Origin of the sequence: Methylocaldum szegediense (genome assembly GCF_949769195.1) — a bacterium.
GTDB classification, from domain to species: Bacteria; Pseudomonadota; Gammaproteobacteria; order Methylococcales; family Methylococcaceae; genus Methylocaldum; species Methylocaldum szegediense.
Window position 1 is genome coordinate 1940094 of the sequence record NZ_OX458333.1, and the last position, 12773, is coordinate 1952866.

14 protein-coding genes are annotated in these 12773 nt (G+C 56.5%); all 14 read right to left on the reverse strand.

The features are described 5' to 3' along the window. Positions 1–5 precede the first annotated feature (5 nt). The 14 genes from QEN43_RS08210 to QEN43_RS08275 all read right to left on the reverse strand — a co-directional run bounded on the left by QEN43_RS08210 (position 6) and on the right by QEN43_RS08275 (position 12769). A complete protein-coding gene (locus tag QEN43_RS08210) occupies positions 6–398 on the reverse strand; it encodes a ClpXP protease specificity-enhancing factor (RefSeq protein ID WP_026611884.1) in 393 nt (130 codons plus the stop codon). After that, on the reverse strand, positions 398–1015 hold the full coding sequence (locus QEN43_RS08215) for a glutathione S-transferase N-terminal domain-containing protein (protein ID WP_235726703.1): 618 nt from the start codon (positions 1013–1015) through the stop codon (positions 398–400). The genes QEN43_RS08210 and QEN43_RS08215 overlap by 1 nt, the downstream gene beginning before the upstream one ends. A gap of 325 nt (positions 1016–1340) precedes the next feature. Next, positions 1341–2063, reverse strand: a complete 723-nt coding sequence (locus tag QEN43_RS08220) for a cytochrome c1 (protein ID WP_026611882.1) — start codon at positions 2061–2063, stop codon at positions 1341–1343. Between the two features lie 2 nt (positions 2064–2065). Beyond that, entirely contained in the window at positions 2066–3490 is a 1425-nt protein-coding gene (locus tag QEN43_RS08225; protein WP_051332032.1) for a cytochrome b, read from the reverse strand. 5 nt (positions 3491–3495) lie between these two features. Next, positions 3496–4089: a ubiquinol-cytochrome c reductase iron-sulfur subunit gene (gene petA / locus QEN43_RS08230; RefSeq protein WP_317963937.1), complete on the reverse strand. Its 594-nt coding sequence runs from the start codon at positions 4087–4089 to the stop codon at positions 3496–3498. 191 nt (positions 4090–4280) lie between these two features. Continuing rightward, positions 4281–5372, reverse strand: a complete 1092-nt coding sequence (hisC, locus tag QEN43_RS08235) for a histidinol-phosphate transaminase (protein ID WP_026611880.1) — start codon at positions 5370–5372, stop codon at positions 4281–4283. Then, on the reverse strand, positions 5369–6682 hold the full coding sequence (gene hisD / locus QEN43_RS08240; RefSeq protein ID WP_026611879.1) for a histidinol dehydrogenase: 1314 nt from the start codon (positions 6680–6682) through the stop codon (positions 5369–5371). The genes hisC and hisD overlap by 4 nt, the downstream gene beginning before the upstream one ends. A 5-nt stretch (positions 6683–6687) precedes the next feature. Beyond that, positions 6688–7332, reverse strand: a complete 645-nt coding sequence (gene hisG, locus QEN43_RS08245; RefSeq protein WP_026611878.1) for an ATP phosphoribosyltransferase — start codon at positions 7330–7332, stop codon at positions 6688–6690. Between the two features lie 10 nt (positions 7333–7342). Continuing rightward, entirely contained in the window at positions 7343–8608 is a 1266-nt protein-coding gene (murA, locus tag QEN43_RS08250; protein WP_026611877.1) for a UDP-N-acetylglucosamine 1-carboxyvinyltransferase, read from the reverse strand. 41 nt (positions 8609–8649) lie between these two features. Then, the gene (locus QEN43_RS08255) at positions 8650–8979 is read right to left on the reverse strand and encodes an STAS domain-containing protein (protein WP_036269280.1); all 330 of its coding nucleotides are present in this window, start codon (positions 8977–8979) and stop codon (positions 8650–8652) included. A 24-nt stretch (positions 8980–9003) separates the two neighbouring features. Continuing rightward, the gene (gene mlaD / locus QEN43_RS08260; protein ID WP_051332031.1) at positions 9004–9516 is read right to left on the reverse strand and encodes an outer membrane lipid asymmetry maintenance protein MlaD; all 513 of its coding nucleotides are present in this window, start codon (positions 9514–9516) and stop codon (positions 9004–9006) included. Then, entirely contained in the window at positions 9516–10298 is a 783-nt protein-coding gene (gene mlaE / locus QEN43_RS08265) for a lipid asymmetry maintenance ABC transporter permease subunit MlaE (protein WP_317963938.1), read from the reverse strand. Before mlaE ends, mlaD begins: the two co-directional genes overlap by 1 nt. Before the next feature lie 27 nt (positions 10299–10325). Beyond that, a complete protein-coding gene (locus QEN43_RS08270) occupies positions 10326–11147 on the reverse strand; it encodes an ABC transporter ATP-binding protein (RefSeq protein WP_317964067.1) in 822 nt (273 codons plus the stop codon). 611 nt (positions 11148–11758) lie between these two features. Next, positions 11759–12769 carry a PQQ-dependent catabolism-associated beta-propeller protein gene (locus QEN43_RS08275; protein ID WP_235726702.1) on the reverse strand — a complete coding sequence of 337 codons (1011 nt, stop codon included), beginning with the start codon at positions 12767–12769 and terminating at the stop codon, positions 11759–11761. Positions 12770–12773 lie beyond the last annotated feature (4 nt).

The following is a 12773-nucleotide window of genomic DNA, read 5'->3' on the forward strand; positions in this document are numbered from 1 at the left end:
ATCGGCTATTTCACGACCTTCAGCACCGGTTTTTTCTTCGCAGTCGGTGCTGCGGGGGCCGAATCGGCCGGTGGGGGCGTCTCGTCATCCCCCTCTTCATCGAAGATCATTCCTTTACCGTTTTCCTGCGCGTAAATAGCGAGCACCGCTCGCATTGGAACGGTGATCTGCATTGGCGTCCCGCCAAAGCGCGCGCCGAACTCGACCTCATGATTACCCAGGGACAGGCCTTGTACGGCTTGAGGCCGCAAGTTCAGCACAATTTTGCCGTCTTGAACATATTGTCTCGGCACGACAACTCCGTGCGCGTCGGCGTCAACGAGCAGATAGGGCGTGCACTGGTTGTCGACTATCCAGTCGTATATGGCCCTTACCAAGTACGGTTTGAGTGAATTCATCAGGCAGTCAGTGGCTCTGCAAAACTGGTCAAATTCCGCTCTTGTTCACTTAAACTAGCTTGAAACGCATCCCGCTCAAACAAACGTCGCGCATAAGCTGTAATCGACCCCGCCTGTTTCGGCAGGTCTATCCCCAAAGCGGGCAGACGCCAAAGCAATGGGGCGAGCGTACAGTCTACCAAAGAAAATTCGTCACTGAGAAAGTAGGGCCTAGATGCGAACGCCGGCGCCGCGGCGATGAGACTGTCCCGCAGCGTCTTCTTCGCTTTGAGATCGTTTTTATCCGATGAGTTTTCGATTTCGTCCAAAAGACGATACCAATCCTCGTCGATACGATGGACCAGCATGCGCGCCCGCGCCCGCGATACGGGGTCCATGGGGTGTAACGGTGGATGCGGGAAGCGTTCGTCCAAATATTCCATGATGATCCGAGACTCGTACAGCACCAGATCGCGATCAACCAGCGTCGGCGTGTTCCCGTGGGGATTCAGCGCAAGCAAGTCTTCGGGCGGCTTCCTGGCATCGATATATTCGATATCCGCCGCAATCCCTTTTTCGAACAAAACGATCCGTGTTCTGTGGCTATAGACGCAGGTCGGGGAACAAAAAAGAGTCATTACCGATTTGCGGCTAGCAGTGCTTGCCACGCTGAACACCTCAAGAAAGACAAACAAGGTTCCGGTTGGAAAAATTTATGGTCATCTCTCAAGACGACTCCTTCTTCGGAACAGGTCATCGTGGAGCTCCCAAGATCCCCGGCGCGATGATTGAGAGAATCGAGTGAGGACCTATTATTTCAGACCGTCACCTCAGCTCGTCTACTCCCAATTTTTCGACGGAGCCCGTTCGGCGGCCCAGCCATCGCCCTCAAGTCGCTTGGCACAGCACACCTTCGGACGCATCGTCTTCCAACCGGCCGGCCGCCCATTTTACCACTAAACCTTAATGAACATCCTTCCAATATTCTTTCTTCAATCGGTACATGATGACCGCTAACACCACCAAGAAAAAGAGAACATATTTTCCGAGCGGTAGGCGCTGAAGCTTAGAAGGCTCCGCAACATACGCGAGAAAGTTGACGATGTCCGTCACGGCTTGGTCGAATTCCTTCGGCGACATCTCGCCTTTCTTAACCAGCCGGGCATCGACGACCCTATCTTCTCCGCCGACTTTCTTGATCACGGGTTCCTGAACACCCTGAAGCGCCCATAGCACGTTGGGCATGGCGACACCCGGAGAAATTAGGTTGTTCACGCCAAACGGCCGTTTGGGATCGACATAAAATCCTTTGAGATAACTGTAAACCCAATCCGCTCCCCTGGCCCTCACGATCAAAGAAAGATCCGGTGGCGCCACGCCGAAAGCGTTTTCTCCGTATTCCTTGCTCATCGCGGTCTCGAGATTGTCGTGAATCTTGACGTTGCCGAACATGAACTCGCGCCGCATGGTGTCTTCATCCAGGCACAGGTCCTTGCCGATCCTGGAGTAGCGGATCAGTTTGACGGAATGGCAACCCATGCAATAGTTGCTGAAGTAACCGGCTCCCCTCCGAACGGACTCGGTATCGAAAATATCCACGTCCACGTCATCGAGCGGTTTAACCGGTTCTGTCGCGGACGCAGCCAAAGAAAATAACAACAATGCTATGCCGAATGCCGTTCTCATTCTTATTTGCTTCCGTAAGTTTTCAGCCGTTCGATAACGGTCGATAGCCGTTCTTTTATATTCTGATACTGCGGATGGGCTGCAATGGCCTCCAACCGCCTTTTTACGCCTTGCCAGGCCGAACTGGTCCGGATGGCCTCTAAGCCGCGCTCGAGCATGCGCCAATGCTTACCCTCGCGCTTACGCAGCGGAATGATCGGTTCAGCCAACCGTTCGGGCACCGGTTTGGTTGCCTCGAACCTCGGATAAAACGGCATCAACAGTAGGAATGCGAAATAAATGAACGTAAACAGCCTCGCGAAAGCCGTGGAAGTAGGTGTCACGGGTTTCGTTCCAAGGACGCCGAGTCCAAAAAAACTCACCACGAACAAAGCCAATGCAACCTTAAAGACTGTGCCGCGGTAACGGATCGATTTCACCGGCGAGCGGTCCAGCCATGGAAGCAAGAACAGCAGGACGATCGATGCACCCATGGCTACAACGCCGCCCAGCTTGTTTGGAATCGCGCGTAAGACCGAATAAAACGGCGTGAAATACCAAACCGGCTGTATGTGCTCGGGCGTCACCGCCGGGTTCGCCGGCTCGAAATTCGGATGCTCCAGGAAATACCCTCCCACTTCCGGCATGTAAAAAATGATGATAGAGCAGACAATCAGGAAAACGACCGCTGCGTATAGATCCTTGACGGTGTAGTACGGATGAAACGGTATGCCGTCGATTGGAACACCGTCTTCCGACTTCTTCTGTTTTTTGATCTCGATGCCGTCGGGATTGCTGGAGCCCGTGGTGCGCAAGGCGACAAGGTGAAACACCACTAGGATCAGGAGAGCCAACGGAATTCCGACAACATGGAGCGCGAAGAACCGGTTCAAAGTAGCGTCGGCGACAACGTAGTCGCCCCGTATCCAAGTCGCAAGGCCTTCTCCGATGCCCGGAATAGCGCCGAACAGCGAGATGATGACCTGAGCTCCCCAGTAGGACATCTGCCCCCACGGCAATAGATATCCCATGAAGGCTTCCGCCATGAGGAGTACGAAGATCGTCATGCCGAAAAGCCAGATCAGCTCGCGCGGCTTTTTGAACGACCCGTAGAAGATCGCCCGGAACATGTGGATGTAAATGACGATGAAAAACATCGACGCACCGGTCGAGTGCATATACCGAAGCAGCCAACCGTAATCGACGTCCCGCATGATGTATTCGACCGACTCGAACGCGAGTTCCGCCGACGGCTTGTAGTGCATCGTCAGAAAAACCCCGGTCACGATCTGATTGACGAGTACGAGTATCGCCAAAGAGCCGAAGAAGTACAGGAAATTGAAATTCTTCGGCACGTAGTACTTGGTAAGCTGGCTTTCCCAGAGCTTCGTTACTGGAAACCGCTCGTCCAGCCAGTTCAGAAGAGCCTTTGTCTTTTCCGAAGCCATCGCGCCTACTCCTCGCCACTCGTTAAACCGATAACGATCCGCGTGTCACTGGCGTAGTAATACGGTGGAACGACCAGATTGGTCGGCGCCGGAACCGATTTGTACACGCGTCCCGCCAAATCGAAGCGTGATCCGTGGCAGGGACAGAAAAATCCACCCTTCCAGTCCGGCCCGAGGTCCGGGGGTGCGATTTCCGGACGGTAGACGGGAGAGCATCCAAGGTGGGTACAGATGCCTATGGCGACAAAAATCTCGGGCTTGATGGAACGATACTCGTTGGTCGCGGTTTTCGGCTGTTCCGATTGCTTCGACTTAGGATCGCGCAACTGATCCTCGAGCGTCGGCAGGATAGCCAGGCTGTTGGGCGTTCTGTGTAATATCCAGACCGGCTTGCCCCGCCACAAAACACGAATCATTTGTCCGGGCTCGATCTTACTGATGTCGACGTCCACCGGAGCTCCAAGAGCTTCGGCTTTGGCGCTGGGTTTCATTGACGAGATGAACGGCACAGCCATGGCGCCTGTGCCGACGGCGCCGATAACCACCGCCGCCTGGGTCAAAAAACGGCGCTTGTCGAGATCCACGCCTTCGTTAGTCATGCCACCATCTCCTGGGTACCCCCTTTAACTGCTCGAGCTCTTAGGTCTTATCGTTTTCGATTATGTCTGTTTTTATTCTGGAACGCGCGCGTTCCGCCTGATTGAATCGTTATAGTTGACAATGCGTTTCCCCGACCGGAAGGATTTTGTTTGAGAAAGACTCCAAAAGCAATACCGTCGGCTCTCTCGCTCTATGATGCCAGGGTCTCGGCGAGCGCCGTAAGGAATCTCTGGTTCTCCTCCGGCGTCCCGACGGTGACCCGCAAGCAGCCTGCCAGCCGGCCGCCTGATGAATGCAGATTCTTGATCAAAATGCCCGCATCCTTGAGCTTTCGAAACACGTGATCGGCATCATGCCGCAGAAGCCTGAACAAGATGAAATTGGCGTCGCTCCGATAGACATGGACTCCGGGAAGCCGGGCGAGTTCTTCGTATAGGTGCTGCCGATCACGCAGAATCGATTCGACTTGAGACTCCAGTACCTTCCTCTTCTCCAAGGCGAATTCGGTGCTGATCTGGGTCAAGGTGTTGATGTTGTAAGGCAGTCGAATCTTGTCGAATTCGTCGATCCAAGCTTTAGCCCCAGCCATGAATCCCAATCGCAGCCCTGCCAGTCCCAGCTTGGACAGCGTACGCATGACCAGCAGATTGTCGAATTCTGCAAGGCGCGGCATGAAGCTCCGCCCGGCATAGGCCGTGTAGGCTTCATCCACGACCACCAGCCCAGGCGCTATGCGCAGGATCTCGGCGATATCTTCGGAATCGAAAAGATTGCCGGTCGGGTTATTCGGATAGGCCAGGAAGATCACCGCGGGGCGGTGCGTCTCGATCATCGCCCGCATCGCGGGCATGTCCAGGGCGAAATCCTCTCCCCGCAAGGGTACGCCGATAAATTCGAGCCCCAGGCTGGACGCAATCTGCCGATACATAACGAAGGTCGGCTCCGGCGCCAAAACCGTCGCATCGCGCCCTTTGAGCGCCATGAGGATGATTTGAATGATTTCGTCCGAACCGTTCCCCATCAGGAGTCCGGCGGCTTCAGGCACGCCGTAGGCTTCGCGCAGCCTGGCTTTGAGCCGGCCGCACGAGGGATCGGGATAGCGGTTCGGCCGTGCTTCACGCAGCCGAGCCAGCCATTCGTCGACCATGTCATCCGGCCACGAATAAGGATTTTCCATGGCGTCCAACTTGACGTAACCTGACGAATCCGGAACGTGATAGGCCGACAAAGCCAGTACTTCCGGTCTCAGCAAAGACCGGATCATGCTTTGGAGATCGGTCATGGCGATTCTACGATACGGTACTCGGCGGAACGGGCATGGGCGGTCAGCCCCTCGCCCCGCGCCAATACGGAAGCGGTTCGCGCCAATTGGTCGGCACCTTGCCGCGAACAGAAAATCAAGCTCGACCGCTTCTGGAAATCGTACACGCCCAGGGGCGACGAGAATCTGGCCGTCCCCGAGGTAGGAAGCACATGATTCGGGCCCGCGCAGTAATCGCCCAATACTTCCGCTGTGTAGCGGCCCATGAAGATGGCGCCGGCGTTGCGGATTTTAGCGACCAAACTCTCCGGATCTTCCACGGAAAGCTCGAGGTGTTCGGGCGCGACGCGGTTCGCCACATCCGCCGCCTCGTCCAGATCCCGGACTTCGATCAGAGCACCGCGCCGCGACAGCGAGGTCCGGATCACATCGGCCCGCTCCATGGTCGGCAACAAGCGGCGTATGCTTGCTTCCACCGCATCAAGGTGGGCACGGTCCGGACTGATGAGTATCGCCTGCGCATCCTCATCGTGTTCAGCCTGCGAGAAGAGGTCCATCGCGATCCAGTCCGGATCGGTGCCGCCATCGCTGATGATGAGGATTTCCGACGGCCCGGCTACCATGTCGATGCCAACTTGGCCGAACACCAACTTCTTCGCGGTCGCCACGTAGATGTTTCCGGGGCCCACGATCTTGTCCACTCGCGGTACCGTCGCCGTGCCGTAAGCCAGAGCCGCCACCGCCTGGGCGCCTCCGATCCGGAATACGCGATCTATGCCCGCGAGATAAGCTGCTGCGAGAACCAGCGGATTCGTCTCGCCACCCGGCGTCGGTACCACCATAATGATCTCGGACACACCGGCAGCCTTCGCCGGGATGGCGTTCATCAACACCGACGACGGATAGGCCGCTTTTCCTCCGGGAACATAGACCCCGACTTTGTCCAAAGGCGTCACCTGCTGTCCCAGGACCGTACCGTCCGGTTCCGAATAGCGCCAGGACTCCATCTTCTGGCGATCGGCGTAGAGCCGGATGCGTTCCGCTGCCACCATGAGCGCTTGGGCCGAGTCGCTCGGCAATCCTTCCCAAGCCTTCTTGAGCTCGTCGGGTGAAAGCTCCAAATCCGAGGCGTTCGCTACCTCGAAACGGTCGTAAAGACGCGTGAGTTCCACCAAAGCGGCATCGCCTTCTTTCCGGATGCGCTGAATGATCTCCATCACCCGACTGTGAATCGCCGCGTCTTCGGCCTCGTTCCACGCCAAGATCGCATCCAGGCTCTGCGCGAAATTCGCTGACCCCGTTTCGAGACGGGTAATCGAGATATCCGACATAATGCTTACCCCGCTTGCTTGCTGCGTTCGCTGACGACCCGCTTCAATTCCTCGACGAAGGACATAACCTCGCGGTGCTTCATCTTCATTGCAGCCTTGTTGATGATGAGTCGGCTGCTGACCTCCATGATCAGATCGCGTGGCTCTAGTCCGTTGGCCCTGAGCGTGTTTCCGGTATCGACCAGATCGACGATGCAATGGGCCAATCCTACCAAAGGCGCCAATTCCATGGAGCCGTAAAGCTTAATGATCTCCGCCTGAATGCCGCGACTGGCGAAATAACGATGCGTCGTTTTCACATATTTGGTCGCTACCCGCAGCCGCCCTCTTGGCGCAGGCACCGAACCCTCCATGGCTGCCGTCATCATTCGGCAACGGGCAATGCCCAGGTCCAACGGTTCGTACAGACCTTGCGCATCATACTCCACCAGCACGTCCTTGCCAGCGATCCCGAGATCGGCGGCCCCGTATTCCACATAGGTAGGTACGTCAGTCGCCCGAATAATCAAAAACTGAACGTCGTCGCGATTGGTCGGCAAAATCAGCTTGCGGCTCTTGTCGGGATCGACAGTCGGTACTATTCCGACCTGTGCCAGCAGGGGAAGTGCTTCCTCGTAAATCCGCCCTTTCGAGATAGCTAAAGTGAGCATGCGTCAGGCTTCAATTGGGTACGCGGCGTATCTCCGCACCGAGCTGCGACAGCTTTTCTTCGATGCATTCGTATCCGCGATCGATATGATAAATTCGGTCGACAACGGTCTGGCCCTCGGCCACGAGTCCCGCCAACACTAAGCTCGCCGACGCTCTCAGATCGGTGGCCATGACCGGTGCGGCGGTTAAACTCGGCTTGCCCTGAACGATGGCCGTATTGGACTCGAGACGAATGTCGGCCCCCATTCGCTGCATTTCTTGAACGTGCATGAACCGATTCTCGAATACGGTTTCCGTAATCACGCCGACGCCTTCGGCGACGGTGTTCATGGCCGTGAATTGTGCCTGCATGTCGGTCGGAAAAGCCGGATAGGGCGCAGTGCGCAACGACACGGCCCGGGGCCTTTTACCCTGCATATCGAGTTCAATGGTGGAATCGGTGCAGGTGATGACAGCACCGGCTTCCCGAAGCTTGGCCAATACGGCGTCCAGCAGATCCGGACGGGTATTTTTCAATTTGACCCGGCCGCCGGTCATGGCGGCGGCGACCAAATAAGTGCCGGTCTCGATGCGGTCCGGCAGGATGCGATAGTGCAATCCATTGGCCGAAAGCGATTTCACGCCCTCGATTTCCAAGATGTCGGACCCTGCGCCGTAGATTTTCGCACCCATCTGATTGAGAAAATTCGCTAGGTCCACCACCTCGGGCTCGCGCGCGGCATTTTCGATGATCGTCGTCCCTTCCGCGAGAACCGCCGCCATCATCAGGTTCTCGGTGCCCGTCACCGTCACCTGATCGAGAACCAGCCGGCATCCTTTGAGACGCTTAGCACTGGCGTGAATATAGCCGTTCCTCACGTTGATTTCGGCACCCATGGCGGCCAAACCTTGCAGATGCAGGTTCACCGGCCGGCTTCCGATCGCGCAGCCACCAGGCAGCGAAACCTCGGCTCGACCGAAGCGAGCCAGCAAGGGGCCGAGCACCAGGATGGACGCCCGCATAGTTTTCACCAGCTCGTACGGCGCGAAAAAGTTCTCGATGGGCCCTGAATCCACCTCGATATTAAGCTTTTCGTCCACCATCAGATGAACCCCCATACGCCCGAGCAGTTCCATCGTGGTGGTGATGTCGTGAAGATGCGGGACATTCCCAATGACCACAGGCGTTTCCGACAACAGTGCGCCCGCGAGAATCGGTAACGCGGCGTTCTTGGCGCCGGAAATACGCAATTCGCCCTTAAGAGGCTTACCGCCAGTGATGAGAAGCTTATCCATTAGTTTTGTATATTGTTCGTAGCTAAGCTAAACCAAAACGATCAGTCGATAGCTTCCGGCAGGCCAGCCGCAATCAAGTGCTCGATGCCGCTGACGCGCGCAATTGCTTTGACATGTTGCGGAAGATGGATATAGCGCAGTTGTGTCCCCGCTTGCGCCGCCCGCCGTATCCACTCCACCAGAAGTGCGACGCCGGCGCTGTCGACCCGCATGATTCCCGCCAAATCAAACGAAAGCACCGGTGCATCCTTGAAAACGGCCAAGGTCTTTTTCAACGCCTCCCCCGCCGTCGCAAAGCTCAGCTCGCCTTCTAGCCTGTAACGGCCCTGCCCCTCATCGATCAGTTCGAACGGATTGGAAGATCCAGCCATGATATTCGCTATTCGATGCAGACCTCATTCGGTGGACGTCGCCCCATCATTCGATCCGCCCCCCTTGTCTCCGCCGCCTTCCGCCTTGTTGAACAAGAAACGGCTGATAACCTGCTCAAGAACGATCGCCGATTGAGTCAATTCGATTTCGTCGCCATCGCCAAGGTACTCTTCGGCGCCGCCAGGCGATAGACCGATATATTGCTCGCCCAACAGTCCGGCGGTCAGTATGCTGGCGCTAGTGTCGACCGGAAGCGTGTTGTATTTCGGATCGATACGCATCTCCACCACGGCCTCGTAGGTCTGATTGTCGAACGAAATGGCACTGACTCGTCCCACCGTGACACCGGCTACCGAGACCGGCGCGCGGACCCTCAGGCTGCCGACATTTTCGAAGCGAGCGACGATCTTGTAGCTGTCACTGTTGCTTCTCAATTCCGCCAGATTGCTGACTTGCATCGCCAAAAAGAACAAAGCGACCAAACCGGCGGCGACGAACAAGCCCACCCAGATCTCGATTGCTTTCGATGTCTGCATCAATCTCCCCCGAACATTAAAGCCGTCAGCACGAAATCCCACCCCAGCACGGCGAAGGCCGAATAAACGACGGAGCGCGTGGTTGCCCGGCTGACGCCCTCAGAGGTGGGCACGGCATCATAGCCCTCGAACACGGCAATCCAGGTGACGATGACCCCAAATACCACGCTTTTGATAAGACCGTTGACGACGTCCTCGTAAAAATCAATTCTGCTCTTCATCTGCGCCCAAAACGCGCCTTCGTCCACTCCCAACAATCCCACGCCGACGAAATAGCCGCCCATAACCCCGACCATGCTGAACAGCGCAGCCAGCAGCGGCATCGACAAACAGCCGGCGAAAAAACGCGGCGCGATGATCCGCTTCACCGGATCAACAGCCATCATTTCCATTCCGGAAAGCTGCTCGGTCGCCTTCATCAAGCCGATTTCCGCGGTCAAGGCGGAGCCTGCACGTCCCGAAAACAGCAAGGCCGTAACGACCGGCCCCAACTCTCGGACCAGGGAAGCCGCCACCATGACACCCAAGGTTTGTTCCGCCCCGAAATCGGACAGCACATTGTAGCCCTGCAGGCCCAACACCATCCCGACAAACAAGCCGGAAACGCTCACCAGTAGGACCGTCAGGACGCCCACCGAATAAACCTGCACGAGCAACAGGCGATAACGCCTGAAAATCTGGGGCAGGCCGGTTATGACATGACAGATGAACAAGTTTGCCCGGCCGAGCTTTTGCAGCGTGCTCAGCGTCTCGTGTCCAAGTTTTTGGAATAGGGCTATCATGAGATTTTCCGAATAAACGACAGTCCGCTAGGCCGGCGGATTGAGCAAGTCGGCCACATAATCGGGCGCCGGATAATGAAACGGCACCGGGCCATCCGCCAACCCTTCCATAAACTGGCGAACCCAAGGTGACTCTGAATGGCGGATTGCTTCGGGCGCCCCTTGGCCAACCACTTTGCCCTCGGAAATCAAATAGATGTAATCGGCGATGGAAGCCGTTTCCTCGACGTCGTGGGATACGACGATACTAGTCAGTCCCAGTTCTCGGTTCAGATCACGTATCAGCTTCACCAGCACACCCATCGAGATCGGATCCTGCCCGGTAAACGGCTCGTCGTACAGAATCATCATCGGATCGAGCGCGATGGCCCGAGCCAGGGCGACCCGCCGGGCCATGCCTCCCGAAAGCTGCGCCGGCATCAGATCGCGGGCACCCCGAAGTCCCACGGCCTCCAGTTTCATCAAGACCAGGGTTCGGATCATGGACTCGGGTAACGTGGTATGTTCCCGGAGTGGAAAAGCGACGTTTTCGAATACGTTGAGATCGGTCAGAAGTGCGCCGGTCTGAAAGAGCATCCCGATTTTCTTGCGAAGCTCGTACAAACGACCGAGCGACAACTCGTGCACGACACATCCGTCGACTGAAATCGTGCCGCTGTCCGGCCGCAATTGACCGCCGATCAGTTTCAGAAGTGTAGTTTTACCGGTGCCGCTGGGCCCCATGATGGCAGTAATCTTGCCTCTGGGAATATCCAGATCGACACCATCGAAAATCTTGCGGCTGCCGCGGCTGAATGTGAGGTTTCTGATTGAAACCAGAATCTCGCCGCCTGCGTTACCGCCAATCATATTTTGGTGAAAGATCACTTAAATCAGTCGGAAAAATGTCGTATTCTGGCTAGACGCGGCGTTCCAGTCAACTTCAAAACCCTGACAACCGCTGTCGGTCGATCTAAAGCGATAGGCAGTGTGACCGAAAAACTCATCCATTCGCCTATGCACCGATCCTCGTTTACCCACCGACGCCATGAAAGGCTAGCCCGCTCGTGCAGGATCACCTCTCCATTGCCGGGGCCAAGGAATGCATGGTTCCGCGCGTATGACCGGTTCCTCATGAAGTAAAGAGGCGAAGCGAGTGAGACAGTATCGGGTAACACTGTTGTTACAGGCTGATGAAGCTCGGAGCGGGCCCTCGCCACCGCGACGGCGATATTTGCTGCGTAGTAAACGTCCACACCGCCGCCTCGGCTCAATGCCGTAACCACGCCCCGGTAACGCGAACGGGATGGTCACCATCACCGACGCACGGATCAAAATCCGTAGGCTTTACCCCGCCTTCGATGAGTGACAGAGCACCAAACCGTGTTGTGAACTCTTTCGCTAAAGGTTTCCATTCGTGACAGCACCTCGCAAGGCACGGCGCAGTCACGAATGAGCCGCTGGAAAGGCTTTGAAATGGGTTACGGTAGCACGGCGATCGCCCAGGGGCGGTTTCCGACCGGGATCGTCTTCGTTACAGCGAAATTCGAAAGGTCGATGATGGAAAGGTCGTTGCTGAGTCCGTTCGCGGTATATAGCCGCTTTTGGTCCGGCGAGAATTCGAGATTCCAAACCCTGTTTCCCACCGAGATATACCGGACCACTTCAAGCGTACGAGCGTCGACGACGGCGACGCGGTTGGCGCGGCCCAAGGCGACATAGCCGTAACGGCGATCCCGATCGATCCGGATACCCACGGCTCCGATATCCTTGTCCGCGACGCCGGGAACTTTGAAGGAGACCGTCTTGATGGGGCGTTTCGTTGCCGTTTCGATAATCGTGAGGGACTGGCCGTCATGCGAACTAACCCAGAGCTGTTCGCCGTCATCGGTAAAGCGCGAGTAGCGAGGACGTGGGTCGACCGGCGTTCGCTCCACGGCCTCCAGACTGGCAGTGTCGATCCATATGGCAATATTTTCGGCTTCGCTTGTGCTGACGACCCAACGCCCATCAGGACTGACCGAAACACCCTCCGCTTCCTTGCCTATGGGAATGCGCTTCAATATTTGACGCGATTCGACATCGACCACGGTTAACTGGTTGTCGTCGTCGTTGGACGCGAATAAGCGAGTTTCGAGAGGATCCAGCGCAAAGGTCTTCGGATCCTTGTCTACCGGCACTCGGCCAAGGACTTCCAGCGTGCGGGGATCCAGGACAACGATCGAATTGTCTTCGCTCGTTGCCACGAAAATCTTCCGGCCGTCGCGCGTGGTCAAGATACCTCGAGGCCGCTTGCCGACCTGAACCGTGCGCCGGACTTCGCCGGTCGCTCCATCTACTTCGACTACGGAATTACCCTTTTCCAGGGTAACGAAAATGGATTCCGCATGGGCTGGCAGCATTACGGCCAGAGCGAGGATGCAGCAGCCGAATCGTTGCATACGGATAGCTTGCAGAAGGTGTGACAGATACGGGCAATTCTTGTGGAACATGTCG

Coding starts and splice junctions, on each gene's coding strand:
- QEN43_RS08220 (WP_026611882.1), bottom strand. CDS start 2,063: ATGAGAACGGCATTCGGCATAGCATTGTTGTTATTTTCTTTGGCTGCG.
- mlaE (WP_317963938.1), bottom strand. CDS start 10,298: ATGATAGCCCTATTCCAAAAACTTGGACACGAGACGCTGAGCACGCTG.
- murA (WP_026611877.1), bottom strand. CDS start 8,608: ATGGATAAGCTTCTCATCACTGGCGGTAAGCCTCTTAAGGGCGAATTG.
- hisD (WP_026611879.1), bottom strand. CDS start 6,682: ATGTCGGATATCTCGATTACCCGTCTCGAAACGGGGTCAGCGAATTTC.
- mlaD (WP_051332031.1), bottom strand. CDS start 9,516: ATGCAGACATCGAAAGCAATCGAGATCTGGGTGGGCTTGTTCGTCGCC.
- QEN43_RS08270 (WP_317964067.1), bottom strand. CDS start 11,147: ATGATTGGCGGTAACGCAGGCGGCGAGATTCTGGTTTCAATCAGAAAC.
- hisC (WP_026611880.1), bottom strand. CDS start 5,372: ATGACCGATCTCCAAAGCATGATCCGGTCTTTGCTGAGACCGGAAGTA.
- petA (WP_317963937.1), bottom strand. CDS start 4,089: ATGACTAACGAAGGCGTGGATCTCGACAAGCGCCGTTTTTTGACCCAG.
- QEN43_RS08275 (WP_235726702.1), bottom strand. CDS start 12,769: ATGTTCCACAAGAATTGCCCGTATCTGTCACACCTTCTGCAAGCTATC.
- QEN43_RS08225 (WP_051332032.1), bottom strand. CDS start 3,490: ATGGCTTCGGAAAAGACAAAGGCTCTTCTGAACTGGCTGGACGAGCGG.
- QEN43_RS08210 (WP_026611884.1), bottom strand. CDS start 398: ATGAATTCACTCAAACCGTACTTGGTAAGGGCCATATACGACTGGATA.
- hisG (WP_026611878.1), bottom strand. CDS start 7,332: ATGCTCACTTTAGCTATCTCGAAAGGGCGGATTTACGAGGAAGCACTT.
- QEN43_RS08215 (WP_235726703.1), bottom strand. CDS start 1,015: ATGACTCTTTTTTGTTCCCCGACCTGCGTCTATAGCCACAGAACACGG.
- QEN43_RS08255 (WP_036269280.1), bottom strand. CDS start 8,979: ATGGCTGGATCTTCCAATCCGTTCGAACTGATCGATGAGGGGCAGGGC.